Annotated in this window: 22 protein-coding genes; 8 read left to right on the forward strand and 14 right to left on the reverse strand. The window is 72.5% G+C overall.

Annotated elements, in window-relative coordinates; translation table 11 throughout:
* The 3 genes from ACZ3UD_RS20170 to ACZ3UD_RS20180 all read right to left on the reverse strand — a co-directional run bounded on the left by ACZ3UD_RS20170 (position 1) and on the right by ACZ3UD_RS20180 (position 3,549).
* Positions 1 to 957, reverse strand: a complete 957-nt coding sequence (locus ACZ3UD_RS20170) for a carbohydrate ABC transporter permease (protein WP_465589084.1) — start codon at positions 955 to 957, stop codon at positions 1 to 3.
* A complete protein-coding gene (locus tag ACZ3UD_RS20175) occupies positions 954 to 2,255 on the reverse strand; it encodes an ABC transporter substrate-binding protein (RefSeq protein WP_465589087.1) in 1,302 nt (433 codons plus the stop codon). Before ACZ3UD_RS20175 ends, ACZ3UD_RS20170 begins: the two co-directional genes overlap by 4 nt.
* Positions 2,256 to 2,523: 268 nt before the next feature.
* Positions 2,524 to 3,549, reverse strand: coding sequence for a LacI family DNA-binding transcriptional regulator (locus ACZ3UD_RS20180; protein ID WP_465589091.1), 1,026 nt, complete (start codon positions 3,547 to 3,549; stop codon positions 2,524 to 2,526).
* Between the two features lie 308 nt (positions 3,550 to 3,857).
* Between ACZ3UD_RS20180 and ACZ3UD_RS20185 the strand changes: the two genes are divergently transcribed.
* Entirely contained in the window at positions 3,858 to 4,832 is a 975-nt protein-coding gene (locus ACZ3UD_RS20185) for a glycoside hydrolase family 6 protein (RefSeq protein ID WP_465589094.1), read from the forward strand.
* Positions 4,833 to 4,878: 46 nt separating this feature from the next.
* Here ACZ3UD_RS20185 and ACZ3UD_RS20190 read toward each other — a convergent pair whose 3' ends face one another.
* Positions 4,879 to 5,643, reverse strand: coding sequence for a beta-propeller fold lactonase family protein (locus tag ACZ3UD_RS20190; RefSeq protein WP_465589237.1), 765 nt, complete (start codon positions 5,641 to 5,643; stop codon positions 4,879 to 4,881).
* The gene (locus tag ACZ3UD_RS20195; RefSeq protein ID WP_465589097.1) at positions 5,589 to 7,040 is read right to left on the reverse strand and encodes a GH1 family beta-glucosidase; all 1,452 of its coding nucleotides are present in this window, start codon (positions 7,038 to 7,040) and stop codon (positions 5,589 to 5,591) included. The genes ACZ3UD_RS20190 and ACZ3UD_RS20195 overlap by 55 nt, the downstream gene beginning before the upstream one ends.
* A gap of 242 nt (positions 7,041 to 7,282) precedes the next feature.
* Here ACZ3UD_RS20195 and ACZ3UD_RS20200 point away from each other — a divergent pair, with 242 nt between their 5' ends.
* Complete coding sequence (locus tag ACZ3UD_RS20200; RefSeq protein WP_465589100.1) at positions 7,283 to 8,329, forward strand: LacI family DNA-binding transcriptional regulator; 1,047 nt, start codon at positions 7,283 to 7,285, stop codon at positions 8,327 to 8,329.
* Positions 8,330 to 8,428: 99 nt separating this feature from the next.
* Here ACZ3UD_RS20200 and ACZ3UD_RS20205 read toward each other — a convergent pair whose 3' ends face one another.
* The 4 genes from ACZ3UD_RS20205 to ACZ3UD_RS20220 all read right to left on the reverse strand — a co-directional run bounded on the left by ACZ3UD_RS20205 (position 8,429) and on the right by ACZ3UD_RS20220 (position 14,017).
* Positions 8,429 to 10,204, reverse strand: a complete 1,776-nt coding sequence (locus tag ACZ3UD_RS20205) for a glycoside hydrolase family 6 protein (RefSeq protein WP_465589103.1) — start codon at positions 10,202 to 10,204, stop codon at positions 8,429 to 8,431.
* A gap of 14 nt (positions 10,205 to 10,218) precedes the next feature.
* Complete coding sequence (locus ACZ3UD_RS20210; RefSeq protein ID WP_465589106.1) at positions 10,219 to 11,727, reverse strand: cellulose binding domain-containing protein; 1,509 nt, start codon at positions 11,725 to 11,727, stop codon at positions 10,219 to 10,221.
* A gap of 232 nt (positions 11,728 to 11,959) precedes the next feature.
* Positions 11,960 to 13,645: a phosphoenolpyruvate--protein phosphotransferase gene (ptsP, locus tag ACZ3UD_RS20215; protein WP_465589109.1), complete on the reverse strand. Its 1,686-nt coding sequence runs from the start codon at positions 13,643 to 13,645 to the stop codon at positions 11,960 to 11,962.
* 99 nt (positions 13,646 to 13,744) lie between these two features.
* A complete protein-coding gene (locus ACZ3UD_RS20220; RefSeq protein ID WP_391551472.1) occupies positions 13,745 to 14,017 on the reverse strand; it encodes an HPr family phosphocarrier protein in 273 nt (90 codons plus the stop codon).
* A 338-nt stretch (positions 14,018 to 14,355) separates the two neighbouring features.
* On the opposite strand from ACZ3UD_RS20220, the gene ACZ3UD_RS20225 reads away from it, so the two are divergent.
* From ACZ3UD_RS20225 to ACZ3UD_RS20235, 3 genes are all read left to right on the forward strand, one after another.
* Complete coding sequence (locus ACZ3UD_RS20225; RefSeq protein ID WP_465589239.1) at positions 14,356 to 15,117, forward strand: DeoR/GlpR family DNA-binding transcription regulator; 762 nt, start codon at positions 14,356 to 14,358, stop codon at positions 15,115 to 15,117.
* Entirely contained in the window at positions 15,114 to 16,073 is a 960-nt protein-coding gene (gene pfkB, locus ACZ3UD_RS20230; RefSeq protein WP_465589113.1) for a 1-phosphofructokinase, read from the forward strand. Before ACZ3UD_RS20225 ends, pfkB begins: the two co-directional genes overlap by 4 nt.
* A gap of 116 nt (positions 16,074 to 16,189) precedes the next feature.
* A complete protein-coding gene (locus ACZ3UD_RS20235; RefSeq protein ID WP_465589116.1) occupies positions 16,190 to 18,226 on the forward strand; it encodes a PTS fructose transporter subunit IIABC in 2,037 nt (678 codons plus the stop codon).
* Between the two features lie 192 nt (positions 18,227 to 18,418).
* Here the strand turns inward: ACZ3UD_RS20235 and ACZ3UD_RS20240 are convergent, their stop codons facing one another.
* From ACZ3UD_RS20240 to ACZ3UD_RS20250, 3 genes are all read right to left on the reverse strand, one after another.
* Positions 18,419 to 19,213 (reverse strand): hypothetical protein, encoded by a 795-nt coding sequence (locus tag ACZ3UD_RS20240; protein WP_465589119.1) that lies wholly within the window; start codon positions 19,211 to 19,213, stop codon positions 18,419 to 18,421.
* The gene (locus ACZ3UD_RS20245) at positions 19,210 to 19,740 is read right to left on the reverse strand and encodes a SigE family RNA polymerase sigma factor (protein WP_465589121.1); all 531 of its coding nucleotides are present in this window, start codon (positions 19,738 to 19,740) and stop codon (positions 19,210 to 19,212) included. Before ACZ3UD_RS20245 ends, ACZ3UD_RS20240 begins: the two co-directional genes overlap by 4 nt.
* 131 nt (positions 19,741 to 19,871) lie before the next feature.
* Positions 19,872 to 20,510: an expansin EXLX1 family cellulose-binding protein gene (locus ACZ3UD_RS20250; RefSeq protein ID WP_465589124.1), complete on the reverse strand. Its 639-nt coding sequence runs from the start codon at positions 20,508 to 20,510 to the stop codon at positions 19,872 to 19,874.
* Between ACZ3UD_RS20250 and ACZ3UD_RS20255 the strand changes: the two genes are divergently transcribed.
* The 3 genes from ACZ3UD_RS20255 to ACZ3UD_RS20265 all read left to right on the forward strand — a co-directional run bounded on the left by ACZ3UD_RS20255 (position 20,500) and on the right by ACZ3UD_RS20265 (position 23,751).
* Complete coding sequence (locus tag ACZ3UD_RS20255) at positions 20,500 to 21,183, forward strand: hypothetical protein (protein WP_465589127.1); 684 nt, start codon at positions 20,500 to 20,502, stop codon at positions 21,181 to 21,183. The two genes, ACZ3UD_RS20250 and ACZ3UD_RS20255, sit on opposite strands and share 11 nt — an antisense overlap.
* Positions 21,184 to 21,524: 341 nt before the next feature.
* Positions 21,525 to 22,127, forward strand: coding sequence for a carbonic anhydrase (locus tag ACZ3UD_RS20260; protein WP_465589130.1), 603 nt, complete (start codon positions 21,525 to 21,527; stop codon positions 22,125 to 22,127).
* Positions 22,128 to 22,263: 136 nt separating this feature from the next.
* Positions 22,264 to 23,751, forward strand: a complete 1,488-nt coding sequence (locus tag ACZ3UD_RS20265) for a SulP family inorganic anion transporter (protein WP_465589133.1) — start codon at positions 22,264 to 22,266, stop codon at positions 23,749 to 23,751.
* A 454-nt stretch (positions 23,752 to 24,205) separates the two neighbouring features.
* Here ACZ3UD_RS20265 and mmsB read toward each other — a convergent pair whose 3' ends face one another.
* Positions 24,206 to 25,441 carry a multiple monosaccharide ABC transporter permease gene (mmsB, locus tag ACZ3UD_RS20270; RefSeq protein ID WP_465589136.1) on the reverse strand — a complete coding sequence of 412 codons (1,236 nt, stop codon included), beginning with the start codon at positions 25,439 to 25,441 and terminating at the stop codon, positions 24,206 to 24,208.
* A 3-nt stretch (positions 25,442 to 25,444) separates the two neighbouring features.
* The gene (mmsA, locus tag ACZ3UD_RS20275; protein WP_465589139.1) at positions 25,445 to 26,992 is read right to left on the reverse strand and encodes a multiple monosaccharide ABC transporter ATP-binding protein; all 1,548 of its coding nucleotides are present in this window, start codon (positions 26,990 to 26,992) and stop codon (positions 25,445 to 25,447) included.
* Position 26,993: the final 1 nt, after the last annotated feature.

Raw genomic sequence — 26,993 nt, forward strand, 5'->3', positions numbered from 1 at the left:
TCACGTGGCGGCGCGCAGGCGGCGGGCGATCAGCGTGTTGGCCAGGCCGACCAGGAGGAGCAGGCCGAACATCAGCCAGGCGATGGCGGAGGCGCGGCCGAGCAGGCTGTAGTGGAAGCCCTGGTCGTACATGAGGATGCCGAGGGTTTCGTACTGGTGGTCGGTGCCGCCCTGGTGGCCGCTCTGCCCGCCGAACAGGTAGGGCTCGCCGAAGAGCTGGGTCGATCCGATGAACGAGACGACGACGGTGAACAGGATGGTCGGGCGCAGTTCGGGGATCGTGACGTGGCGGAACTGCTGCCAGCGGTTGGCCCCGTCGATTGCGGCGGCCTCGTACAGCTCACGGGGGACGGCCTGCATCGCGGCGAGGTAGATCAGCGCGTTGTAGCCGGTCCAACGCCAGATGACGATCACGGAGACGGCGAGCTGGGAGCTCCAGGTGCCGGCTTCCCAGCGGACCGGTCCGGCACCCACCAGGCCGAGCAGCCAGTTGGCCATGCCGCCCTCGGGGCTGAAGATCAGCGCGAAGACGAGCGTGGCCGCCGCCACCGACGTCGCGTACGGCGCGAGCAGCGCCGTACGGAAGAAACCACGGGCCGGGAGCCGGTAGTTGAGCAGGTGGGCGAGGCCGAGCGCGATCAGCAACTGCGGGACGGCAGACAGCACACCGAGGCTGACCGTATTGCGCAGGGCGTGCCAGAACAGCTCGCTCGCCGGCCCGAACAGCAGGTCTCGGTAGTTCTGGAGACCGACCCAGTCGCTCTGGTCCACGGTGTAGAGGCTGACGTGGTGCAGGGACAGCCAGCCGGTGTAGAGGAGCGGGAAGAGTCCGAAGACCGCGAACACCAGGAAGAAGGGCGCGACGAACGCGTAGGGCGAGCCGGTGTGGTCCCAGCGGTGCAGCCGGGCGCGCAGGCTGGTCGGCGTCCCGCGGCGCTCCGGCGGGCCCGCAGTCACTGGACGGTGCTCGCGAGCTGCTTGACGGTGGAGGCCCAGGCCTCGTCGGGGCTCAGGTGGTTCTGCTCCATCAGCTGCACGCCGTTGCCGAACGCCCCGTGGAAGTCACCGTGGTGCGGGCCCGTCTCGGCCGGCTGGATGGCCTTGGCGGCGGTGGAGAAGATCTTCCCGGTGGGGGCGTTCGGGCCGATGTACGGGTTGGTGAAGTCCGTGACACCCGGGAGCGCGTACGCCTTCTGGTTGGCGGGGATGTTCCCGATCTTCTGGAAGACCTTGACCTGCTGCTCGGGCGCGGTGAGCCAGACGGCCAGCGCCTGGGCCTGGGCCACGTGCTTCCCGGAGGCCGGCACCGTCAGGAACGAGCCGCCCCAGTTCCCGGCGGCGGGAGCCTGCGCGATGGCCCACTTCCCGCTGTTGCCCGCGCCGGAGTACTTCTCGATGTTGGCCTGCTGCCAGGACGGGCAGACGGTGGTGGCGAACGTGGAGTTGGAGAAGGCGGTCTGCCAGGGGGTGTCGAATTCCTTGAGCCCCTGGGTGATGCCCGCCTGGACCGCGTCGGAGGCCAGCTTCCAGCCGTTCTTCACCCCGGCGGAGTCCTGGTAGACGGCCTTGCCATTCTTGTAGTACTGCTCGGCGTTGGAGGAGACCACGCCGTTGTACAGGCCGGTGGCGGTGTCCATGAAGAAGGTGCCCTTGGGGGCCTTGGCCTGGTACTGGCGGCCGACCTCGACGTACTTCGCCCAGTCGCCCGCCCACAGGGCGCTGACGGCGGCGGGGTCGCCGGGCAGGCCCGCTGCCTGGAAGAGGTCCTGGCGGTAGCAGATCGCCATCGGGCCGACGTCCGTGCCGAGGCCGACGGTCTTGCCCTGGGCGGTGGTCGCCTGCTTCCACTTCCACGGCAGGTAGGCGTCCTTGTCGACGCCCTGAGCTTTCGACAGATCGGTGAAGGCGGCGCTGAGTTGGTCGGAGGCGGCCAGCGCGATCCGGCTCACCTCAAGAGCCTGGATGTCGTCGAGCCCGCCGCCCGACAGCCGGGTCTGCAACGCCGTCCAGTAGTCGCCCTCCACCGTGGTGGCGTTCTCCTTGATGGTGATGTTCGGATGCGCCTTCATGTACTCGTCGAAGAGCCCGGCCTCCTTGTAGCCGAAGGTGCCGAAGTCGCCCACGGTGAGTGTGATCTTCGCGTTCGGGTCGTCCGAACCGGACCCTCCGGAGGAGCATCCGGTGGCCAGGGCCGCGGTGACGACGGCGACAGACAGGAGGGCGGGGGCTCTGTGGGAACGGCTGCGCAGGAACATGGGTTCTCCAGGGGCGGTAGCGGGACACGCGGGGGTGGGCGGCGCTCGTGACGCCGGGAGCGGGGCCGCGAGCGGTCGTGAGGGGGTGCGTGAGGAGGCGCAAGGGGCCGGGGTGGACTCGCTCTGACGGCCGCGGGAGCGCCGGCTGAGGCATGGGAGCGCTCCCAATCGGGAACCCTGCTCCTTCGGAGACAGACTGTCAAGAGGTGTGGCAGCGTGGGCATTTGGGCCGTTCCGCCGGTCGCGCGCAGGGCGGATCGTCGTGATGTCAGCCGGCGGTCGAGGGCGCGGACTCGCGGATGGTCAGACGGGTGGGGAGGACGAGCGGGCTCGGGTCGTGGCCGTCGATGACGGCCACGAGCATCCGCGCCATCTCCGTCCCGAGGGCGCGCACCGGCTGGTGCACGGTCGTCAGCGGCGGGTCGGCGTACAGGGCGCCGGCGAGGTCGTCGAAGCCGACGACGGCGACATCCTCTGGCACGCGCCGGCCGTGTCGGCGCAGGGCGCGCAGAGCTCCCAGTGCCATGCCGTCGTTGGCCGTGAACACCGCGTCGATGTCCGGACGGTCCGCGAGCAGCCGCTCCATCGCGGCCTCGCCGCCGGCCTGGGTGAAGTCGCCGGGTGACACGCCGGCGTCGGACCGGCCGGCCAGGACCAGTGCCTCGCGGAAACCCTGCTCGCGGGCGACGGCGGCCTGCAGGTCCACCTGCCCGGTGATCATCGCGATGTTCCGGCGTCCGCCGCGCACCAGGTGCTCGACGGCCAGACGCGCGCCGCCCCTGTTGTCCGGATCCACGTACCACCGGGGCGTGCCCGCCAGTGGCAGGCCGCCGAAGACGACGGGCAGGTTCGTCTCATCGGCCAGCCGGCCCAGGGGGTCGTCGCCGCGAACCGCCATCAGCATCACGCCGTCCGCCCGGTGGGAGCTCAGGATGCGCCGCAGGCGTTCCTTGCCGCGGGGTGTGTTGGCCAGCAGCAGGACCAGTTCCAGGTCCGTCCGGTCGAGGTAGGAGCTGACGCCCACCGTCACCTCGGCGAAGAACGGGTCGGCGAACAGGCTGGGCTCGTCGCTGGACACCGCCAGCACGACCGCACCTGCGCGCCGGGTCGCCAGCGCCCGCGCGGTCGGATTCGGCGTGTAGCCGAGCTCGCGGACCGCCCGCTCCACCGCGGCCCGCTTGGCAGCGCTCACATGCGGCTCGTTGTTGATCACCCGGGACGCCGCCGTGCGGGAGACACCGGCCCGGGCGGCGACCTCGTCCAGCGTCGGCCGGCGTCGTGGGGACGTCTCCATCGCGATCGCCGATCCTCCCGTTGCCGTCGGGTCCCGCTCCGGACCATGGTTCCACGGACGTCCCGTGCCGTCGGGCGAATCGACCCGAATCCGCTCGCCTCTGCCGACCGGAAGCGCTTCCAAACCTTGCGGCGGTCGGTCCCGGCTCCGCCCGGACGCGGCGGGCCGCCCGCCGATTCCTGGCACCGACTGGGACAAGCTGCTTGGGTGGCAAGCATCTTGACACCGTGTTCGGGCAGCCCCAATCATCTGGAAACCGGAAGCGCTTCCATCCTCCCCTCCAAACCCCCACCCGTGGAGGAAGCACCATGCTCCGCTCACTCCGTACGCGCTCCCTGCTCCTGGTCCCGGTTCTGAGCACCGTCCTGCTCGCGCTCCAGCCCGGGACCGCCCACGCCGCCGACCCCACCACCATGACCAGCGGCTTTTATGTCGACCCCGACTCCTCCGCGCGGCAATGGGTCAACGCCAACCCGGGCGACGGCCGCGCCCCCGCCATCCGGTCGTCCATCGCCGACGTGCCGACGGCACGCTGGTTCGGCAACTGGAGCGGCACGATCGGGACGGCGACCGGGACCTTCGTCGGCGCGGCCGCCGCCAACCGCAAGTTGCCCGTCCTGGTGGCGTACAACATTCCCAACCGCGACATCTGCGCCGGCCAGTCCGGCGGCGGGGCGGGGAGCGCCGCCGACTACCGGACCTGGATCGCCGCCTTCGCGAGCGGCATCGGCAACCGGCCGGCGGTCGTCGTCCTCGAACCCGACTCGCTCGGCGACGAGAGCTGCATGACCCCGGCCCAGATCGCCGAGCGCAACGCCCTGCTGAGCAACGCCATCACGCAGTTCAACGCCAAGGCCCCGAACACCTGGGTCTACCTCGACGCCGGCAACCCCGCCTGGCTGAGCGCCGACACCATGGCCCGGCATCTGGCCGCGGCCGGGGTGAGCGGAGCTCACGGGTTCTCACTGAACGTGTCGAACTACCTCACCACCGCGCAGAACGCGGCCTACGGCAATGCCGTCAACGCGGCCCTGAGGTCCGCGAAGGGCTTCACCAAGCCCTTCGTCATCGACACCAGTCGCAACGGCAACGGCTCCAACGGCGCGTGGTGCAACCCGGCAGGGCGGAGGATCGGTCGGCCCTCGCAGGTCGGCGGTGGCGCCGAGATGCTGCTGTGGATCAAGGCGCCCGGCGAGTCCGACGGCAACTGCGGCGTCGGAGCCGGATCCACCGCCGGACAGTTCCTGCCCGAGGTCGCCTACAAGATGATCTACGGATACTGAAGGCTGCCGCACCCGCCGCACTCCGGCAGTACGGGGCGCAGACCCGTCAGGGGTACGGGCCGGCGCCTGACGCCGGCGTCGTGCCTGAGCCCGGTCCGCAAGGACCGGGCTCAGGCACGTGGGCGCGGACCGCACCGCAACCGCCACGCCGAGGACGCCTCGGCCGGCTGCGTGCGTCTACTTGAGCGAGGTACCGCCCGCGTTGTGGTAGGTCGGTCGGCAGCTCGCCGGAGGCCTCCCGGCCGGGATGGCGAATGGTCTGCACCGGTTCGGGGGCGGCGAGCGCGTCGTCGGCGCCGGCGGGGACCACCGAGAGGACGCCGTCGCCGTAGTGGGCCGCGAAGAGGTGTGAACCGCCGGGGTGGACCGCGAGGTGGCAGGGGCCGGCCCCGCCGCTCGCGGTGGTGGCGGCCAGGCCGAGGTCCCCGGTGCGCGGATCGATCCGCAGGACACGACCTGCCCGGCTTCCTGTTCCAGGACGGCGTGCAGAACCGTGCCGGTCGGGTCGACGGCCGCGTAGGAGGGGCGGTCGACCGGCAGGGTGCGGAGGAGGCTCATGGTGCCGGTGGCGTCGTGGCTGACGGTGGACAGCCCGGCTCCGGGGGTGTCGGCCGGGGCGGCACTGCCGATGACCAGCAGGCCGCCGGACGTGGCGGTCGGGGGGTGGTTCAAGGATCTCTGCTCTCTCTCCGCCGTTCGACGAACGCTCTGTCAGGGGGCGCGACCGGCCGCTTCCGCCCGGCTCCCGCGGAGGTGCTACCTGCCGGCCGGTGGGTGCAGCTCGCCGGTGCGGGCCACCCGGGCGTACCAGTGGGCGCTGGTCTTGGGGGTGCGGGTCTGGGTGGGGTAGTCGACGTGGACGAGCCCGAAGCGCTTGGCGTAGCCGTACGCCCACTCGAAGTTGTCCAGCAGGGACCACGCGAAGTAGCCGCGCACGTCGGCGCCGTCGGCTGCCGCGCGGTGGAGGGCCGCCAGGTGGGCGTGGAGGTAGGCGGTGCGGTCCGGATCGTGGACCGTGCCGTCCGCGCCGACCTCGTCCTGGTAGGCGGCTCCGTTCTCGGTGATCATCAGGGGCAGGTCGGGGTGGCGGCGGGCGAGGTCGGTCAGCAGCTGGTGCAGGCCGGTGGGGTCGACGGCCCAGTCCATCGCGGTCCGCTCGCCCGGTGCCGGGTGGAAGCCGACCCGGTCCGCACCCGGCCAGGGCGAGGCCGCACCACCGCCGTGGCCGTCCTCGCGGGCCGGGGCGGTGCCCTCGGCGGTCGCGGAGACGACGGTCGGCGTGTAGTAGTTGACGCCCAGCCAGTCCAGCGGCTGGTGGATCTCCTTCTCGTCGCCGGCCCGGACGAAGGACCAGTCGGTGAGGTGGGCGGTGTCGGCGAGCAGGTCCTCGGGATAGGCGCCCTCCAGCATCGCGCCGAGGAAGACCCGGTTGCCGACGGCGTCGATCCGGCGCACGGCGTCCCGGTCGGCGGCGGACGGGGTGAGCGGGCGCAGCGCGTGCAGGTTGAGCGAGACGGACAACTGCGCGTCGGCGGGCAGCACGCCGCGCAGCGCGGTGACGGCGAGGCCGTGGCCGAGGTTGAGGTGGTGGGCGGCGCGCAGGGCGGCCACCGGGTCGGTGCGGCCGGGGGCGTGGACGCCGGAGCCGTAGCCGAGGAAGGCGCTGCACCAGGGCTCGTTGAGGGTGGTCCAGTGGCCGACCCGATCGCCGAGGGCCCCGCCGACCAGCGTGGCGTACTCGGCGAACCGCTCGGCGGTGGTGCGCTCGGGCCAGCCGCCGGCGGTCTCCAGTTCCTGCGGCAGGTCCCAGTGGTAGAGCGTGGCGACGGGGGTGATCCCGTGGGAGAGCAGTTCGTCGGTGAGGCGGCGGTAGAAGTCCAGGCCGCGCTGGACGGCCGGGCCGTGGCCGGTGGGCTGGACGCGCGGCCAGGAGACGGAGAAGCGGTAGGCGGTCAGCCCGAGCTCGGCCATCAGCCGGACGTCCTCGCGGAAGCGGTGGTAGTGGTCGACGGCGACCTCGCCGGTGTGGCCCTGGAAGACCTTGCCCGGGGTGCGGCAGAAGGTGTCCCAGATCGAGGCGGTGCGGCCGTCCTCGGTGGCGGCGCCCTCCACCTGGTAGGCGGAGGTGGCCGCGCCCCACAGGAAGCCGGCCGGGAACCGGGGTGGTGCGGTGGAGGCTGCGAGGGGACGGGAGGGGGGAACGGGCACGGGTTTGCTCCAACGGTGAGGGGGTTCGGCTTTCGGAGGCGGTGGGGATCGCGGAGGCGGGTGTGGGAGCGCTCCCACGTCATAGCCGGAAGGGTCCTGCCTCAGCTGATCCGGTGTCAAGAGAAGAAGCCGAACTGCCCGGCAGTGCCTGCCGGTCGGTCGGCGCCGTCCCGGACCCGAATGATCCGTGGCGTGCCGCGCCCCGGTGACCTACGATCGCCTGCCAGGCGGGCGCGAAAGCGATGGTGGCGACGGAAGGCACGTGGGTGGGCGGACGGCAGACCGGAAGGCCGACTCTGGAGGAGGTCGCGGCCCGGGCCGGAGTCGGGCGCGGCACGGTGTCCCGGGTGATCAACGGCTCGTCGCGGGTGAGCGAACAGGCGAAGGAGGCGGTGGGCCGGGCCATAGCGGAGCTGGGCTACGTGCCCAACCGGGCGGCTCGGGCGCTGGCCGGCAGCCGGACGGACGCGGTCGCGCTGGTCGTCCCGGAGACCGAGGCCCGGCTCTTCGCGGAACCGTACTTCCTGGACATCATTCGCGGCGTGAGCGTCGAACTCGGCTCGGCGGACAAGCAGTTGCTGCTCACGCTGATCCGCACCGAGCAGGAGCGGCAGCGCTTCGAGCAGTACCTCGCCGCGCAGCGGGTGGACGGCGTGCTGCTGGTCTCGGTCCACCGGGACGACCCGCTGCCGGACCAGGTGCGCGCGTTGGGCCTGCCGGCCGTGCTGAACGGGCGCCGTTCGCCGCAGGAACCGGTGGCGTACGTGGACTCCGACAACGTGGGGGCCGGCCGCTCGGCGGTGGGGCACCTGGCCGGGCGCGGGCGGCGCCGCATCGCCACCATCACCGGTCCGCTCGACATGGACGCCGCCGAGGGCCGGTTGGCCGGCTACCGCCAGGGGCTGGCGGCGGCCGGCCTGCCGGCGGACGAGGGCCTCGTCGTCGCCGGGGACTTCACGGAGGAGGGCGGCCGGCGGGCGATGCGGGAACTGCTGGAGCGCCGCCCCGATCTGGACGCGGTGTTCGCCGCCTCCGACCTGATGGCGGTGGGCGCTCTCGCCGTCCTGCGCGCCAGGGGCCTGGACGTGCCGGGCGACGTCGCGCTGGTGGGCGTCGACGACTCGCCGGTGGCCCGCCACCTCGACCCGCCGCTGACCACCGTCCGCCAGCCGATCGAGGAGATGGGCCGCACGATGGCCCGGCTCCTGCTGCGGCAGATCGCCGGCGAGGACGAGGAGCCGTCCCGCCTGGTGCTGCCGACGGAGCTGGTGGTGCGGCAGTCCTCCTGACTCACCGGCCGTCCTCCCGACCCGCCGGCCGTCCTCCCGACCCGCCGGCCGTCCGGTGCCATGCTGGGCTCCGGACGGCCGGGGCGGCTCAACGCCGCGTCACAGCGCCGGGTAGGCGTTCTTCAGCAGCTCCTGGAACTGGGCGGAGAACCACTCACCGGACAATGGCGCGTCCGGCAGCGCACCGGACATGTGGTTGTTGTTCCTCGGGTTGCCGGTGTACGTCGGGTCGCACATCCCGTCGAAGCCCTTGCCGTCGTTGTTCGGGATCTGCTTGCTGGACCCGTCCGACTCGCCCGGAGGCTTCATCCAGACGTACGCGTCGATTCCCGGCGCCGGGGCGGCCTGCGGCCGTTCGCCGAGGCCCGCACCCGCCTGGTTGCACCAGTTGCCGGTGTTCAGCCGCCGGTCGTAGCGCCCGCCGTCGACATAGGCGTCGACGCTCGTCCGAGGCCCGGGCCCGGTCGGACGGGCGGCGCCGCCCCAACCGTTGCGCGAGGTGTCGATCAGCATGCCGAGCTGGGGATCGAAGCCCAGCGAGACCAGCTTGGTGCGCATCGCCTGCGCGTAGGAGAGCTCGTCGACGTACCGGTTCCAGTCGACCCACTTGGACTGGCGGACGGAGGTGCCGTTGACGCTGTCGTCGATGGTGAAGTTGTTCTCCTTGAGCGCGCTGTAGTTCGCGGTGTTGACGATGAAGCCCTGGACGTTGGCGACGGTGGATCCCTCGGCGGTCGCCGCCTGCTTGAACAGCTCGGCGGACGCGCCGAGGTTGTCGTCCCAGCCGAGCCAGCCGTGGTGGCCGGCGTCGGCGTAGTTGTACACGTTGGGGATGGCGCCGAGCTTCTTGAGCGCGTAGCCGATGCCCTTGATGTAGTTGCCGTTGGCCTTCATCACGTCGCAGGCGGGAGTGGCGGTGGCACGCGGCGTGGTGTTGGTGACGAGGTTCGGCAGCGAGTCGAGCTCGACGGTGGTGACGATCCGCAGGCCCGCGTACTTGGGGTCGGCGAGGATGGCCGCGATCGGGTCGATGAACTCCGTCTTGTACCGGTCGATCTCGGTCGGGCCGAGCTCGCCGTTGGAGGAGAGGGCGGCGCAGTCCCGGCCGGGCAGGTCGTAGACCACCAGCTGGACGACGAGCTCGCCGCTGCCCTTCTGGCGCAGCGCCTCGTCGAGGTGGGCGCGCAGACCCATCCTGCCGTTGGTGCCGGCGATCGTGGCGATCCGGTCCAGCCAGATGCCGGTGGGCTGGTTGGCGACCTTGGCGCCGCCGGGCTCGGCGGCGGCGTGGGCGGACCACTCGGGGTTCACGTAGACCTTCGCGCCGGCGTACGGGTTGTCGACGCGGCTGCCGGGCGGGGTGCCGGTCGGGGTGCCCGTGGGCGTACTCGTGGGCGTGCCGGTCGGGGTGGGGGTGGGCGTCGTGGTGGCGCCGTTGCAGGCCACGCCGTTGAGCTTGAAGGCGGTGGGGGCGGTGTTGGCGCCGCTGTAGGAGCCGTTGAAGCCGAAGGAGGTGGAACCGCCGGTCGCCAGGCTGCCGTTGTACGAGACGTTCCGGGCCGTGACGGCGGCCCCGGACTGGCCGATGGTCGCGTTCCAGCCCTGGGTGACCTGCTGGGTGCCCGCGAAGGTCCACTCCAGGGTCCAGGAGCTCAGCGGGTCACCGGTGTTGGTGACGACGACGTTGGCGCCGAAGCCGGTGTCCCACTGGTTGGAGACCTGGTAGTCGACCAGGCAGCCGGCCGAGGCGGCGCCCGCCGAGGTGGACAGCACGGTGGCGGTGGCGCCGGTCGCGGTCAGCAGGCCGAGGGCGGTGAGCAGGGCGGTCCGGCTGCTGCGCAACCGGTTGACGGTGGGGCGGGTGGTGCGGCTCATGGTGGGGGTCCCTTTCAGTGTCCGTCGAGGGCGCGAAGGTGGTCGCGCAGTCCGAGGCCGAAGGCGGTGGGGGTGCCGTCGTAGCCGCTGATCAGGGCGGGACCGGAGGAGCAGTCCCAGGTGTTCCAGGTCCAGCCCAGGTAGGAGAGCCCGCGGTCGTCCGACCACTTCATGACGCGGTCGACGAACGCGTGCCCGCAGGTGTTCTCGCCGATCTCGCCCGCCACGAGCGGGACACGGGCGCCGACCGGCGCCAGGGCGGAGGTCCAACAGGCCTCGTCGGCGCAGGAGTTGAAGTTGTAGACGTGCCAGGCGGCGGCCAGTTCGCCGGTCGGGTCCGAGGGCGCGTGGGCGAGCCAGCCGCTCAGGTCGTTCGCGTAGGCGATCCCGGGGACGAGCGCGACGTTGCGCGAGCCGGTGGCGCGGACGGCGTCCACGAGGCGCTGCATGCCGGCCACCTCGTAGCCGATGCCCGGGCAGGTGCCGCCGTCGCGCCAGCAGGCCCAGGCCTGCTCGCCGGTGGCGGTGGCCCGGTCCGGGTAGGGCTCGTTGAACAGGTCGAAGACCACCCGGCGGTCGTCCTTGAAGGTGTTGGCCACCGAGGTCCAGAAGGCCGGGGCGTAGCGGGCGTCCGGCATCGGCTTCTGGCAGGAGGCGTGCACGTCCGAGCAGCCCGCCGAGTTGCCGGTGTACTGGCCGTAGGTCCAGTGGAGTTCGACCACCGGGGTCATTCCGTGGGCGAGGACGCGGGTCACCAGCGCCTTGACGGCGTCGATGTACGGCGTGCCGCGGTACTCGGGCCGGATGTTGTCCAGGCCGAGCCAGCACTCCTCGTTGAGCGTGATCCGGACGGTGTTGGCCCGCCAGTCCGCGATGGCCTGTACGGCCGCGTCGTCCACCGGTCCGTCGAAGATGCCGTGGCCCTGGACGCACATGAACTCGCCGCCGGAGCGGTTGACGCCGAGCAGGCGGCGGGTGGTGCCGCTCGGGTCGGTCAGCCGGTTGCCGCTGACGCCGAGCTCGGGCGCGCCGGCGGTCGGGGTGGGGGTGGTAGGGGATCCGGTCGGGGTCGGGGTGCCGGTCGGGCTGGGGGAGGAACCCGAACCGGCGGAGCAGGAAGAGCCGTTGAGGGTGAACCCGGTCGGTGTGGGGTTGCCGCCGGACCAGGAGGCGGTGAAGCCGAGGGCGACGCTCGCGCCGGTCCCGAGCGAGCCGTTCCAACTCTCGTTGGTGGCAGTGACCTTGCTACCGGACTGGGACCAGGTGGCGCTCCAGCCCTGGGTGAGGTGCTGGCCGCCGGTGAAGTCGAAGCCGAGGCTCCAGCCACTGGTCGGTGCACCGTCGTTGGTGATGACGACGGACGCCTGGAAGCCGCCGTCCCACTGGTTGACCGTGGAGTAGGCCACGGAGCAGCCGGGCGGAACGGCGGTGCCCGGGCCCGCACCCGCCGTGGCGGACACGGCACTCACCAGGGTGAGGACCGCGCCGCCCAGCAGCGCTGTGAGGGGTGGGGGGTGTCGCATGAGCGACTCCTTGCAGCGAGGACGCGCCGCTACCGGCGCGCCGACTGATGGAACCGCTCCCACTGGTGGGCACCGACCGTAGCGCCAACTGCCGCTAAGGAAAAGGGGAGTTGCCGGGATTCGTGAGCAGATGTGTTCGACTTGTCACGCCTCTTGACCGGCTCGCGGCGATCCCTCACAGTGGGAGCGCTCCCACTGGTTTAGCACTGTCGTGGACCGTCCTGGCCGCCCGTCACACAGCCGCGGGCGGCAGCTCCTCGCTGCGTCCTGCCATGCGTGACCGGACCGTGTTGCGCGCGGTGGCGGCGTCATCGGCGAGCAGGGCCAGTTCGGCGAGTTCGCGGCACTCCGCGAGGGTGTGGGCGGCCAGCACCGCCCGCACATCGGGGAGTGAGGCGGGTGCAGCGGACAGGCTGGTGATGCCGAGGCCGACCAGGACCAGAGCGAGCGCCGGGTCGGCCGCGGCCTCGCCGCAAACGCCGATCGGGCGGCCGTGCTCGGCCGCCGATCCGGCGGCGGTGGCGACCAGCCCGAGCAGAGCGGGCTGCCACGGGTCGAGCAGCTCGGCGAGGGAGCCGAGGGTGCGGTCGGCCGCGAAGGCGTACTGGGCCAGGTCGTTGGTGCCGACGCTGAAGAAGTCGCAGACCGGGGCCAGCCGGTCGGTCCGCAGGGCGGCCGCCGGGACCTCGATCATCGCGCCCGCCAGCGGCAGGCCGTGCGCGCGGACCCGGGCGGCGAACTCGGCGGCCTCGCGCGGGACCGAGACCATCGGGGCCATCACCCAGACCTGCGCGGTGCTGTCCGCGGCGGCTGCGGCGATCGCGGCGAGCTGGGTCTCCAGGAGCTGGGGGTCGCGGGCGGCCGTCCGCAGACCGCGGATGCCCAGGGCCGGGTTCTCCTCGTCGGTGGAGGTGGCGAAGGGCAGCGGTTTGTCCGCGCCCGCGTCGAGCGTGCGCACGACGACCCGGCGGCCGGCGAAGGCAGCGAAGACCTGCCGGTAGGCCGCGGCCTGTTCGGCGAGGCCGGGTGCCTCGGCGCGGTCCAGGAAGAGGAACTCGGTGCGGAACAGGCCCACGCCCTCGGCGTCGGCGGCGGCCGCGCCGGGCAGCTCGTGCGGTGCGCCGAGGTTGACCAGTAGCGCGACCGGGTGGCCGTCCGCGGTGCGGCCCGGCCCCTCGAACCCGGCCGACCGCTCGCGGCGGCGGCGCTCGTGTGCGGCGGCCCGGTCCACCGCCTCCGGGCTCGGGTCGGGTTCGACCACGCCGTCCGCGCCGTGCACCAGGACCTGCCGGCCGTCCGCCAGTTCCGCGGCGTCGGCGCAGCCGACCACGGCGGGTACACCGAGCGCCTTGGCGAGGATGGCGGTGTGGCTGGTCGGCCCGCCGCGGACGGTGACCAGGGCCAGCACCCGTTCGGGGTCGAGCAAGGCGGTGTCGGCGGGTGCCAGGTCGTCGGCGACGAGGACGTACGGGTGCCCGGGGTCGGGCAGGCCGGGTAGGGGCAGGCCGAGCAGGTGCGCCACGGCGCGGTCGCGCAGGTCGTCCAGGTCGGCGGTGCGTTCCGCGAAGTACCCGCCGGCGGCGGCCAGTGCGGTGCGGAAGCCGTCGAAGACGGCGGTGAGCGCGTAGGCGCCGTCGGTGCCCTGCTCGGCGAGGGCGGCCGCCTTGTCGGCGAGGAGGGGGTCGGCGGCCATGATGGCCTGCGCGGCGAGCACCTCGGAGCCGGGGCCGCTCGTGCGGGCGGCGCGCTCGTTCAGGTCGGTGACGACCGCGGCGAGGGCGGCGCGGACGGCCGCGGCCTCGTCCGCGGGGTCGGTGACGGGCCTGGGGGCGGGCAGCGCCGGTGCGGGCGCCATCCGGGCGACGGGGCCTGCCGCACTGCCGCTGCCGACGCCGATCCCGCGGAGCGGACGGCTCATGCCCCCGCCTCGCTTCGCTCGGCAGGGGCATTCGCCCACGCGCACCTCTTGATGATTCTTCCCCAGCCTCCGGCCGGGGGACCCCGATGCTCCGCTCGCTCATGCCGCTGCGTCGAGGTCGGCGGCGAGCAGGTCGGCGAGCGCCTTGAGCGCGTCCTGGGCCCCGTCGCCGGAGGCGGTGAGCTCCAGGGTCTCGCCGCGGCCGGCGGCCAGGGCGAGGACGGAGAGCAGGCTGCGGGCGTCGACCGGGGGCTGGCCCGGGCGGCCGACGGTGACCTTGACCGGCTGCAGGGCGGCGGCACGGACGAACTGGGACGCCGGGCGGGCGTGCAGGCCGCTCTCGGTGCCGACGATGACCTGGATCGAGTGCATGGGGATTCCTCGGGAAGACGATCGCCGATCCGGGTGGGAGCCGGGTCGGCGAGGGGAGGGGCACGGTGGCCCGCGCGAAGGGTGAGGCGCGGGCCACCGTGTTCGCGCCGGGTCTCCGCGGTACGGGGGCAGTGGCGGAGACTGGGCGGGGTCGTGGTTTCACGCCCGTTAGCGTGTTGTTTCGATTGGTTCTACGCCCGTTTGCCGGGAGATGTCAACACATTCGGGCAGTCCCGGTGGTCGAAACGGAGGCAGAACAAGCTCTTGCTTTTTCGGTCCGAGCGCGTATGGTCGGGCCTCACCAGGCGTAAACGGACATGAAACGGACCCGAAACCACATGTATGCACCCGAGCGGCAGCAAGAGATCCTCCGCCTCGCCCAGGAGCAGGGCCGGGTGGACGTGCCGACGCTGGCCGAGGACTTCGGCGTCACGCAGGAGACCATCCGGCGTGACCTGAGCGCCCTCGACCGGGCCGGCCTGCTGCACCGGGTGCACGGCGGCGCGCTGCCCGCGGGCGCACTCCGCCTGGAGCCGGGCCTCGCCGAACGGGACTCCACCGCCGCGGCCGAGAAGGAACGCATCGCCAGGGCGGCGCTGGCCCTGCTGCCCAGCGAGGGCAGTGTCATCCTGGACGCCGGGACGACCGTCTCCCGGCTGGCCGGCCTGCTGCCCGCCGACTGCGCCCTCACCGTCGTCACCAATGCCCTCCCCGTCGCCGCCCGGCTGGCCGACCACCCGGAGCTCGCCCTCCACCTGGTCGGCGGGCGGCTGCGCCACCGCACCCAGGCCGCCGTCGACGCCTGGGCGCTTCGCGATCTGGCGGACATCCACGCGGACGTCGCGGTGGTCGCCACCAACGGCTTCTCCCCGGAGGGCGGCCTGTCGACGCCGGACCTCGCCGAGGCGGCCGTCAAGCGGGCCATGCTCGCCGCTGCCCGGCGGGTGGTGCTGGTGGCCGACTCCTCCAAGTACGGCGCCCGCCACTTCGCCCGCTTCGGCTCGCTGGACCAGGTGGACGTGCTGGTCACGGACACTGGACTGACCGACGAGCAGGCCGCCGAGATCGAGAACCACGGACCGGAAGTCATTCGCGCATGATCGTCACCATCACCCCGAACCCCAGCCTCGACCGCACCTACGAACTGGGAACCCTCACCCTGGGCGAGGTCAACCGGGCCTGGCAGGACCGGCTCGACCCGGGCGGCAAGGGCGTCAACGTCTCCCGCGCGCTCACGGCCGCCGGCCACCGCACCACCGCCGTCCTGCCACTTGGCGGCCTCTCCGGGCAGTTGCTGTCCGACCTGTTGCGCGGCCAGGGCATCGACGTCGCCGCGGTCGCGATCGCGGGTGACACCCGGATCAACGTCTCGATCGCCGAGGACGGCGGCGGCCTCACGAAGATCAACGCGGTGGGCCCCGAGCTCAGCGCCGCCGAGTCGGCCGCGCTGCTGGCGCTCGTCCGCGACTCCCGGACGATCGGACGGGACAACGGGAGCGGCGTCGACTGGCTCGCCTGCTGCGGCAGCCTGCCGCGCGGCCTGACACCCGAGTGGTACGCCGAACTGGTCGCCCAGGTGCACTCGGGCGGCGCCCGGATCGCCCTGGACACCTCCGGCCCCGCGCTGTTGGCCGCGCTCTCGGCCCGCCCCGACGTGGTCAAGCCCAACCGGGAGGAACTCGCGGAGGCCGTGGGCCGCCCGGTCGCCACCATCGGCGACGCGGTGGACGCGGCCGGGGAGCTGCGCGAGCGCGGCGCCCAGCAGGTCCTTGCCAGCCTCGGCGCGGACGGGATGCTGCTGGTCGCCGAGGAGGGCAGCTGGTACGGCAGCGCGCCGGTCGCCGCCGTCCGCAGTGACGTGGGAGCGGGCGACGCCTCACTCGCGGGCTTCCTCGGAGCCGGCGGCACCGGCCCCGAGGCACTTGCGGCGGCCCTGGCGCACGGCGCCGCCGCCGTACAACTGCCGGGGAGCGTCATGCCGACTCCGGCCGATCTGGACCCGGCCGCGGTGGTCGTGACGGCGGACCTCCCGCTCGACCGACCGCTCCGCGGCTGAGAACGGCCTCCGGCGTCCACCGCCGGAGGCAGCACGCCCGACCGTGTGGGACGGGAAGGGCGGCAATTTCCCGGGGGCAAGGGACACCGTCAGGCACCAGTCGAAGGACCGACACGATGACCGACACGATGAGCGACACCAGCGGACTGATCACACCCGCACTCGTTGACCTCCACCTGGCCCCCCAGGACAAGAGCGAGGCCCTTCGCGCTCTCGCCCAGCGGCTGGTCGCCGAGGGCCGGGTCACCGACCTCGACGGCTTCCTCGCCGACATCGCCGCCCGCGAGGCCCAGGCCCCGACCGGGATGGGCGACGGCATCGGCATCCCGCACTGCAGATCACCCCACGTCACCCAGCCGAGCCTGGCCTTCGGCCGCAGCGCCAGGGGCGTGGACTTCGACGCCCCCGACGGACGGCCCGTCGATCTGGTCTTCATGATCGCGGCACCGGCCGGCGCGGACGACGCCCACCTGCAGATCCTCGCCGCGCTGGCCCGCCGGCTGATGGACCCGGTTTTCACCGGCGCCCTGCGCGATGGCGAGAGCCCGCGCGCGGTCGCGGACCTGATCAACGGCAAGGAGGCGCCGACCGCCGCTCCGGCGGTGACCGCCCCCGCGGGGACGGCCACGGTTCCGGAGACGGCCGCCGTTCCGGAGCCGACCGCCACCGCTGGCGGGCTGCGGCTGGTCGCGGTGACCTCCTGCCCGACCGGGATCGCCCACACCTACATGGCCGCGAAGGCCCTGGAGTTGGCTGCCGCCCGGGCGGGCGCGCGGATATCGGTCGAGACCCAGGGTTCGGCCGGGACGACGCCCCTCGACCCCGAGGTGATCGCGGCAGCCGATGCGGTGATCTTCGCCCATGACGTCGAGATCAGGGACCGCGCCCGCTTCGCCGGCAAGCCGACCGTGGACGTGGGCGTCAAGGCCGGCGTCAACCGCGCGGACGACCTGATCGCGCAGGCCGTCGGGCTGGTCACCGACGCCGGCACCCGCCCCGCTACCGCCCCCGCCCCGGTCGCCGCACCGAGCGCGCCGGGCGAACACTGGGCCCAGCGGCTGCGCACGTTCCTGATGACGGGCGTCAGCTACATGATCCCGTTCGTCGCGGCCGGCGGACTGCTGATCGCCCTTGCCTTCGCGATCGGCGGCTACCAGATCGCCTCCGCGCCGTCGGTGCTGGGCCACTTCGACTGGACCTCCTCGCACAGCTGGGCGGCGATGCTGTTCCAGACCGGCAAGACCGCGTTCGGCTTCCTGGTCCCGGTCCTCTCCGGGTACATCGCCTGGGCGGTCGCGGACCGGGCGGCACTGGCCGCCGGCATCGCCGGCGGTGCCGTGTCGGTGGCGGTCGGAGCGGGTTTCCTCGGCGGCATCGTCTCGGGCCTGGCCGCGGGCTTCCTGGTGCTGTGGATGATCCGCTGGAACGTGCCCCGGGCGATCAGGGGCGTCATGCCCGTGGTGGTGGTCCCGCTGCTGTCGGTGGCCGCGGTCGGCTTCCTGATGTTCGTGGTGGTCGGCTCGCCGATCGCCTCGGCGATGAACGGCCTGACCGACTGGCTGAACGGCCTCTCCGGCTCCAACGCGATCCTGCTCGGCCTGCTGCTCGGCACGATGATGGCCTTCGACATGGGCGGTCCGCTCAACAAGGTGGCGTACACCTTCGCGGCCGGTGCGCTCACCACCGCGGGGACCACCCCGGACGCCGGAAGTCTCAAGGTGATGGCCGCCGTGATGGCCGCCGGCATGACTCCGCCGCTGGGCCTGGCCCTGGCCACCGTCGTGCGGCGCAGGCTGTTCACCCCCGAGGAGCGGGAGAACGGCAAGGCGGCCTGGGTGCTGGGGGCGTCGTTCATCACCGAAGGCGCGATCCCCTTCGCCGCCGCCGACCCGCTGCGGGTCATCCCGGCGAACATCGTCGGCAGCATGACCGCCGGCGGCCTGGCGATGGCCTTCGGCTCCACCCTGCGTGCCCCGCACGGCGGGATCTGGGTGCTCCCGCTGATCGGCAGTCCGGTCCTGTACCTGGTCGCGGTCGCGGCGGGCACGGTCGTCACCACGGCGGTGGTGGTCCTCCTCAAGGGGATGCGCAAGCCCGCCACCTCGGTGGCTCCGGACTCCCTCGCCACCGAGAGGGAGCTGGTCGGCGCCTGACCCGACGGCCCGTGAGGCGCGTCCGGGGTGACCCGGCAGGCCGGAGTCCGAACCGGACCGGGGCGCCCGCTCAGTCGAGCGGGCGCCCTGTCGTGTCCGTGGAGGAAGACGGTGTGAACGTGCACACACAAACGGGGAAGCGGCCCGTGCGAGCGTGCGCACGGGCCACTTCCGGAGAAGCCGATCGACCCTTCAACGGCCCGGGGCGAAGCCTCCCCAGACGGACGCGGAGCCGCCCGCGGACTGGGCGTCGACGCGGTAGCCGTCGCCGGCAGCGCTGCGCACGCCGGTGGCGTGGTTGAACTGGCCGGCGAACTCGTGCTGCCCGGCCGGGACGGTACGGCCCGGCTTGAGCACCCAGCGGTAGACCAGCGCCCCACCGGTCTCCTGGACGGTGACCGTGAAGTCGTCGACCGGCAGGGTCCGCCAGTTGCCGGTGTTGCGCACGTCGCCGGTCTGCGCGATGCGCAGTTCGACGGTGAGCGCGGTGAGCGGCTGGGTAGTCCTGAGGGTGAGGTTGTTCTGGCCCCAGTAGACGGTGCTGTGCGCGTCGATCGATCCCTCGGACCACAGCGGGCCGTTCTGGGCCCGGATGCTCGCCGACGGGGTCGGGCGGGGGGGCGCCGGTGTGCTGGTGGGCGGCGTGGTGGTCGCCGGTGCCGGTGCCGGGGCGGCGGGAGGGGGAACGGACCGGGTCGGCGTCGGCGTGACCGTCGGCGAGGGGTCGGCCGGTGCGGTGGTGGCGGTGTCCGACGGCTGCGGGGTCCAGGAGCCGATGCCGGCCATGGCGAGTCCGCCGGTGGCCAGGATGCCGACGGCGGCGAGGCCGCCGAGCGCGACCCTGGGCCATGACCGCAGGCCGGACCGTGCGCGGTGACGGCCGGCGGGACCGGCCGCGCCGCGCTGCACGCGGGCCAGCATCCGTGCCCTGTCGGGCTGGTGGGCCTCGGCGGCCTCGCGCAGTTGCTGGGTGATGTGCTCGTTCACCGGTTCCTCCTTCCTGTCGCCAGTTCGCCGACCGCTCGTGCGCCGAGCGCTCTCTCCAACTCGGCCATCCCCTTCGAGGTCTGGCTCTTCACCGTACCGACCGATATGCCCAGCGCCACGGCGGTGTCCTTCTCCGAGAGGTCGAACGCGTGCCGCAGCACCACGCACGCCCGCTTGCGGAACGGCAGCCGGGCGAGCGCTGCACGGACGTCCAGCACGGCCGCCACGTCCGGTCCGTCGGTCTTGTCGGGGCTGCGGGTCCAGAACAGCAGGACCCGGCGCCGTTCGCGGACGGCGCTGCGGATCCGGGCCCGGGCCATGTTGGCGACCACTCCGCGGGCGTAGGCGATCGGGTGGTCGGCCGCACGGAGCCGGTCCCAGCGTTGCCACAGGGCGAGCAGTGCGTCCGCGGCAAGGTCGTCGGCCGCGTCCGTCTCGCCGGTCAGGAGGTGGGCGAGACGGGCGAGTTCGGCGTAGTGGCGGTCGAAGAAGTCGTGGAACTCCGCGGACGTGTCATCGAGGAGCATTTCCCCCGGTCGTCCTCTCCCTGCAATGTGAACGTTAACAACCGGCGTGAGCCTAGCAGTGCCCGTTTCCGGGGCGGGGCGGTGCCCGACCCGGAGGGGCACGACCGGCGGCCGACGGGCGGGCGGCGCGGTCAATGCCGGGCGAACTGGACGGGGGTCGGCTGGACGACGTCCGGCTTCACTGCGATCCCGTCGACGGTCAGCTGCTCCCCGTAGATGTCGGTGACCCTGACCGTTGCGCCGCACCCGCTGCCGTCGGGGGAGAGGAAGTAGTTGTAGTCGGTACGCGACAACCGCCGCCAGCCGCCGCTGGTCCGGACCTCCAGCGCGGCCACCGGGTTCCGGTGGCCGATGACCTGGATCCCGCACCACCACTGGCTGGATCCGGCCTTGTACCGGATCGACATGGTGTCCGGCGCCGTGCCGGGGCTCAGCAGCGTCCAGGTGATCGGGAGCCGGCCCACCGAGAGCTCGGCGAGCTTGGTGAAGGCCTCGTGGCTGAGGTCGAGCTGTCCCGGTGCGCAGGGCAGCGGGCACTCGTTGACGATCCGCACCGTGATGCTCGCCCCGCCGGCGGCGCGGACGAGCACGTACGCCCCGCAGGCGCTGGACGTCTCGTAGTCGGTGTGGTTCATCGCCGCGACCATGAGGTCGCCGGACGGGCCGAACGAGCACGCGCCGTTGCCGTCGGCCGCGTCGTAGGAGGTGGCGACGCCGGAGTAGCTCGTCCCCGGCTTGATCCGCCCGGCCAGGGAAGCGGTGGACGTCACCGCGCGGGCGCTGCCGGTGGCGGCCGAGGGGGACGGGGTGTCGCGGAAAGCCGACGGCCGCGCCGTGGGGGTGGGCGTGGGCGACGGTGTGGCCGACGGCGACGGCGACGGCGACGGGGAGCCGGTTGCCGAGGGCGAGGGGCCGGCGGCCGCCGACGGCGACGCCGAGGGCTCGGCTTCGACCGGCACACCGGAACCGGGCGGCGCACTCGGCTCGGTGGCCGCGACGGAGGCGGCGGCCGGTCGCGCGGCGTCGGCGCCGGAACCGCCCCCGTTCCCGGTGAGAAGCGCGAGGGCCAGGCACACCAGCACCCCGACTGCCAGCAGTGCCAATGGAACGCCCTTGACCGGCCCTCGCCCGCGCCGTGCCCGGGGAACGGCGTGCTTCGTTGCCCTCATGCCCATCCAATTCGGTAGATCGAGTCGACGTTGCACCACCCGGTTGCCGCTGAAGACGGAAAGGTTGCCGATCCGGCGCGGGTTCTTCGGGGCCGGCCCTCGGGCGGGACCGGGGCGGCTCCGCCGCCCGCCCGAGGGCCGGCCACGCGAGTCAGGACTGGTCGCCGTACACCACGCCGCGGCCGTAGCCGCCGAGGTAGATCCGGCCGTAGACGTCGGGGTCGCCGGTGATGACGTTGATGACGCTGCCGCCGAACTGGTGGCAGCGCTGTGAGTCGCGGGCGCGGGGAGGACCTCCCGGGCGGCTCGCGTGTCCGGGTCGCGGCTCTTCGGAGCGGAAGGCTCACCGCCGTTCGAGGCAACAGGATGTTGACGAGATCGGCACAACTTGCGCCCGGAACGCGTCTTTACTCTTCTCATGACCGTGCTTTACTCACTCTTGACGTGTCATCAGGTCGCCGTAACGATGCCGACGACGACGCGGCCCGGCGTCGTGCCGCGCCTGTCGTACTGACGCACGCACCCTTCCGCTCGGAGCGCACGGTTCCGAGGCAGCGCCCGTCCATCGCCCCTCGCACCGAAGCCGCAGGGGCCACGAAGGAGGCACCAACCCCCATGGATCCGCTCATCGACCGGGCCCGGGCCTTCCCACAACGCGCCGGCGACACCGGCCGGGAACTCACCGGCCTCGCCGCCGGCCAGGCACCCCAGGCCCTCTTCATCACCTGCTCGGACTCGCGCGTGGTGCCCGCGCTGATCACCAACGCCGACCCCGGCGACCTCTTCGAACTCCGCACCGCGGGCAACATCGTCCCGGCCTACCGGGCCGACCGCGCCTCGGGTGAAACCGCCACCATCGAGTACGCCGTCGAGGTGCTCGGCGTCCGCGACATCGTGGTCTGCGGCCACTCCCACTGCGGTGCGGTCGGTGCCGTGGTCCGCGGCGAGGACCTGAGCGTCGCTCCCGCCGTCCGTGCCTGGTTGCGCCAGGCCGACCCGGCCGAACTCGGCGCGGACGGGGCCGACGTGTCCGACCCCACGGTCGCCGGGCCGGTCCAGCGCCACGTCCTCTCCCAGCTGGACCGGCTGCGCGGCTACCCGGCCGTCGCCCGGCGGCTGCGCGAGGGCGGCATCCGGCTGCACGGCTGGTTCTACGAGATCCACACCGGGCTGGTACTCGCCCACCGGCCCGACACCGGCCTCTTCCTGCCGCTGTGAAGCGGCTCCGAAGCCGTTGCGAACCGGGGTACCCCGCCGATGAACGCGGCCACCCCTTCCCGCGCACCGCGGCGCCGCCTCCACCACCCTCCGGACCGACACCGTCCGTCCGCACCGCTACTCTCCCGAGGACCCGATGACCCGCCGTCCCGCCCTTCGGCTGAGCACTCTGCGCTCTGACCTCCCCGCTTCCGTCGTCGTCTTCCTGGTCGCGCTCCCGCTCTGCGTGGGCGTCGCCGTCGCCTCCGGCGTGCCGGCCGAACTCGGCCTGATCACCGGCATCGTGGGCGGCCTGGTGACCGGGCTGATGCCCGGCAGCAGCCTCCAGGTGTCCGGCCCCGCCGCCGGCCTGACCGTGCTGGTCTTCGCCGCCGTCCAGGAACACGGCCTCGCCACCCTCGGCGTCATCACCGCCGTGGCAGGCCTGCTCCAACTTGCCATGGGCGCGGCCCGACTCGGCCGACTGTTCCGGGCGATATCCGTCTCCGTCGTCCAGGGCATGCTCGCCGGGATCGGCCTCGTCCTGATCGCCGGTCAGCTCTATGCCCTGGCCGACGCCAAGGGACCGGCCGACGGCCTGGCCAAACTGGCCGGCCTCCCGGGCCTGGCCGCCGAGGTCGCCAGGAGCCCGCACGCCCTCGCCGCCGCCGCGATCGGCGCCGGGACGGTGGCGGTCCTGCTGCTCTGGCCGCGCCTGCCCGCCCGGGTCCGGACGGTGCCCGCACCGCTCGCCGCCGTCGCCGCGGCGACGGCCGTCACCGCCCTGTTCGACCTGCCCGTCGCCCGGGTCCGGGTGGCCGGTCTCGCGGGTGTGGTCAGCCTGCCCGGCGGCTCCGACCTCGCGGCGCTCGGCAGCCTCGGCGTCCTCGGCACGGCGCTCGCGTTCGCGCTGATCGCCTCGGCCGAGAGCCTGTTCAGCGCCGCGGCCGTCGACCGCCTGCACGCCGGTCCGCGCACGGACTACGACCGCGAGCTGCTCGCCCAGGGTGTCGGCAACACCGTCTGCGGACTCCTCGGTGCGCTCCCGATGACCGCCGTGATCGTGCGCAGCGCCGCCAACGTGCAGGCCGGCGCCCGCACCAAGGCCTCCCGGGTCCTGCACGGACTGTGGCTGCTGCTCTTCGCCGCACTGTTCCCGGCCGCGCTCTCCGCCATCCCGCTCGCCGCCCTGGCCGGCGTGCTGGTGCACGCCGGCGCCAAGCTGGTCCCGGTCCGCACGCTGCGCCCGCTCTGGCGGGCCGATCGCGGCGAGGCGGCGATCCTGACGGTCACCGCCCTGGCCATCGTGGTGACCAACCTGCTCGAAGGCGTGCTGCTCGGCCTGCTCCTCGCGGTGCTCAAGAGCGCCTGGGACACCTCGCACCTGCATATCGCCGTCGCCGATCCTGCCGACGGTGCCGTCCGGGTGACCCTGCACGGGAACGCCACCTTTCTCCGGCTGCCCCGGCTGCTGGAGACCCTGGAGTCCCTGGAGGAACTGCCCGCGGACCGCCCGGTCAGGCTCGACCTCTCCGGCGTGCGCCACCTCGACCACGCCTGCCGCAGCGCTCTGGAGCAGTGGCAGGAACGCCACAACCGCAGCGGCTCCGCCGAGTTGGTCGGGCTCCCGGCAGCGGCGGCCTGACCGGAGACGCGGCTCCGGTGCGCGGGGTGGGCCGAACGGCCGGTCCGGACTTGACGATTCGGCAAGCGGCTGAGCGGAATGCCGGTCCGCCTATTGTGATCGCTCACATCACGACCTGTCGGGGGCCCAGGCCACTGCGTAGGATGCCCGGCATGTCCACAGTTGCCGTGATTGCGGTTGTCGCGACCGGATCTCGGCGATCTCGTGGCGCCGGCCCACGAAGCCGGTCACGGCGGCGGGCAGGTTCCGCGCTCGGGGACCACCCTGGACACGTCTGCTCCCGCCTGTCGGGGCGGGCTCCGGGACTGCTCCTGCACGGCGAACGCCGTACGGAGAAGCCTGTACGGAGAAGTTTGCACGGAGGGACGGGCGGAGAACGTCGAACGGGCGGGGAACGGCGCGGTGCCCACATTTCACCGTGTCGTTCCCCGCCCGCGTTCTGAAGCAGGTCGGGTCAGGATCCGGCTTTGCGCTTGTTGTAGACGTCGAAGCCGACGGCCGCGAGGAGCACCAGGCCCTTGATGACCTGCTGGTAGTCGGTGCCGACGCCGACCAGCGACATGCCGTTGTTCAGCACGCCGAGCACCAGGCCGCCGATGATGGCTCCGAGGACGGTGCCCACGCCGCCGCTGGCGGAGGCGCCGCCGATGAACGCGGCGGCGATGGCCTCCAGTTCGAAGTTGATGCCGGCCTGCGGGGTGCCGGCGTTGAGGCGCGCAGCGAAGACCAGGCCGGCCAGCGCCGCGAGGACGCCCATGGTGGTGAAGGCGAGGAAGACGACCCGCTTGCTCTTCACCCCGGACAGCTTCGCCGCCGCCTCGTTGCCGCCGATGGCGTAGGTGTGCCGTCCGATGATCGAGTTGCGCATCAGGTAGCCGAAGCCGACCAGCAGCGCGCCGAGGATCAGCAGCACGATCGGCACGCCGTGGTAGCTGGCCAGCAGCATGGTGAAGGTGACCACGGCCGCGGTGATCACGGCGAGCTTGGTCAGGAACAGCGCGAGCGGGAGCGTCTCCAGCCCGTACGAGGCGGTCTGCCGTCGTCCGCGCACCTCCTGCAGGATCGCGACGGTCAGCACCGCGAGGCCCAGCAGCAGGGTGAGGTTGTGATAGTTGGTGTGCGGGCCGACCTCGGGGAGGAAGCCGCTGCTGATGCTCTGGAAGCCCTTGGGGAACGGTGCCACCGACTGGCCCTGGAGCAGGATCTGGGTGCCGCCGCGGAACAGCAGCATGCCCGCCAGGGTGACGATGAACGAAGGGATCCCCAGGTAGGCGATCCAGAAGCCCTGCCAGGCACCGGCGAGGGCGCCGATCAGCAGCGCGGCCAGCACCGCCACGGGCCACGGCACGTGGTGCTTCACCATCATCACCGCGGCGGCGGCGCCGACGAAGGCGGCGAGGGAGCCGACCGAGAGGTCGATGTGTCCGGCGATGATGACGATCATCATGCCGATCGCCAGGATGAGGATGTAGCCGTTCTGCTGGATCAGGTTGGTGATGTTGAGCGGCTGGAGCAGGATGCCGTCCGTCCAGATCTGGAACAGCAGCACGATCAGTGCGAGCGCGACCAGCATGCCGTACTGGCGCACGTTGCCGCGCAGCGCCCCGGCCAGGACGGAGCCGATGGAGGGGCTCGGCCCGGCCTGCGGTGCCTTCGGGGACGAATCCGGGATGATCTCGGTCTGGGCCATGCCTCACACCTGCTCGTTGCTGGATGCGGCGCTCATGGTCATGAGCCGCATGAGGGATTCCTGGGTGGCGTCGGCGCGGGCGACCTCGCCGGTGATCCGGCCTTCGGCCATGGTGTAGATCCGGTCGCACAGGCCCAGGAGTTCGGGTAGTTCGGACGAGATGACGAGCACGGCCTTGCCCTGGGCGGCCAGCTCGGCGATGACGGTGTAGATCTCCGCCTTCGCGCCGATGTCGATGCCGCGGGTGGGCTCGTCGAGGATCAGCACCTCAGGCTCGGCGAAGATCCACTTGCTGAGCACGACCTTCTGCTGGTTGCCGCCGCTGAGGGTGCCGGTCCGGGTGAACACCGTCGGGGCCTTGATGTTCATCGCCCGCCGGAACGATTCGGCGACCTTGGTCTCCGCGTGCCGGTCGACCCGGCCGTACCGGGCGACCTTGCCGAGCGCGCTCAGCGAGATGTTCCGGCTGATGTCGTCGATGAGGTTGAGGCCGAGCTGCTTGCGGTCCTCGGTGACGTAGGCGAGGCCGTGCCCGATCGCCTCGGGCACCGTCCGGGTGCGGATCTCCCGGCCGTGCAGCCGCACCCGGCCGGCGGCCCACCGCCCGTACGAGCGGCCGAAGACGCTCATGGCCAGCTCGGTGCGGCCGGCCCCCATCAGGCCGGCGATGCCGACGATCTCGCCGCGCCGCACGTTCAGCGAGGCGCCGTCCACCACCGTGCGCTGCTGGTCGATCGGGTGCCGGACGGTCCAGTCCTCGACCTCGAAGGCGATCTCGCCGACCTCGTGAGTGCGTTCGGGGTAGCGGTGCTCCAGGTCGCGACCGACCATGCCGCGGATGATCCGGTCCTCGGAGATGCCCTCGGGGCCGATCGCGATGGTTTCGATGGTCTGCCCGTCGCGCAGGATGGTCACGGAGTCGGCGACCCGGGCGATCTCGTTCAGCTTGTGGGAGATGATGATGCACGAGATGCCCTGCGCCTTGAGTTCCAGGATCAGGTCGAGCAGCTTGCGGCTGTCCTCGTCGTTCAGCGCGGCCGTCGGTTCGTCCAGGATGAGCAGCTTGACCTTCTTGGCCAGCGCCTTGGCGATCTCGACCAGCTGCTGCTTGCCCACGCCGAGGTCGGCGATCCGGGTGTGCGGATTCTCGTCGAGGCCGACCTGGCGGAGCAGTTCGGCGGCGTGGGTGAGCGTGCGGCGCCAGCTGATGATGCCGCGGGAGGCGTGCTCGTTGCCGAGGAAGACGTTCTCGGCGACGGACAGGTACGGCACCAGCGCCAGTTCCTGGTGGATGATGACGATGCCGCGCTGCTCGCTGGCCCGGATGTCCTTGAACCGGCAGGGCTCGCCCTCGAAGAGGATCTCGCCCTCGTAACTGCCGTGAGGGTAGACGCCGCTGAGCACCTTCATCAGGGTGGACTTGCCGGCGCCGTTCTCGCCGCAGACGGCGTGCACCTCGCCGGCGGCGACGCTCAGGTTGACCTCGGAGAGCGCCTTCACGCCGGGGAACGACTTGCTGATCGACCGCATTTCGAGAACGGGTCCAGCCATG

This window comes from Kitasatospora sp. NPDC023118 (assembly GCF_055560875.1).

Coding starts and splice junctions, on each gene's coding strand:
- ACZ3UD_RS20175 (WP_465589087.1), bottom strand. CDS start 2,255: ATGTTCCTGCGCAGCCGTTCCCACAGAGCCCCCGCCCTCCTGTCTGTC.
- ACZ3UD_RS20180 (WP_465589091.1), bottom strand. CDS start 3,549: ATGGAGACGTCCCCACGACGCCGGCCGACGCTGGACGAGGTCGCCGCC.
- ACZ3UD_RS20185 (WP_465589094.1), top strand. CDS start 3,858: ATGCTCCGCTCACTCCGTACGCGCTCCCTGCTCCTGGTCCCGGTTCTG.
- ACZ3UD_RS20200 (WP_465589100.1), top strand. CDS start 7,283: ATGGTGGCGACGGAAGGCACGTGGGTGGGCGGACGGCAGACCGGAAGG.
- ACZ3UD_RS20205 (WP_465589103.1), bottom strand. CDS start 10,204: ATGAGCCGCACCACCCGCCCCACCGTCAACCGGTTGCGCAGCAGCCGG.
- ACZ3UD_RS20210 (WP_465589106.1), bottom strand. CDS start 11,727: ATGCGACACCCCCCACCCCTCACAGCGCTGCTGGGCGGCGCGGTCCTC.
- ptsP (WP_465589109.1), bottom strand. CDS start 13,645: ATGAGCCGTCCGCTCCGCGGGATCGGCGTCGGCAGCGGCAGTGCGGCA.
- ACZ3UD_RS20220 (WP_391551472.1), bottom strand. CDS start 14,017: ATGCACTCGATCCAGGTCATCGTCGGCACCGAGAGCGGCCTGCACGCC.
- ACZ3UD_RS20225 (WP_465589239.1), top strand. CDS start 14,356: ATGTATGCACCCGAGCGGCAGCAAGAGATCCTCCGCCTCGCCCAGGAG.
- pfkB (WP_465589113.1), top strand. CDS start 15,114: ATGATCGTCACCATCACCCCGAACCCCAGCCTCGACCGCACCTACGAA.
- ACZ3UD_RS20235 (WP_465589116.1), top strand. CDS start 16,190: ATGACCGACACGATGAGCGACACCAGCGGACTGATCACACCCGCACTC.
- ACZ3UD_RS20245 (WP_465589121.1), bottom strand. CDS start 19,740: ATGCTCCTCGATGACACGTCCGCGGAGTTCCACGACTTCTTCGACCGC.
- ACZ3UD_RS20260 (WP_465589130.1), top strand. CDS start 21,525: ATGGATCCGCTCATCGACCGGGCCCGGGCCTTCCCACAACGCGCCGGC.
- ACZ3UD_RS20265 (WP_465589133.1), top strand. CDS start 22,264: ATGACCCGCCGTCCCGCCCTTCGGCTGAGCACTCTGCGCTCTGACCTC.
- mmsB (WP_465589136.1), bottom strand. CDS start 25,441: ATGGCCCAGACCGAGATCATCCCGGATTCGTCCCCGAAGGCACCGCAG.
- mmsA (WP_465589139.1), bottom strand. CDS start 26,992: ATGGCTGGACCCGTTCTCGAAATGCGGTCGATCAGCAAGTCGTTCCCC.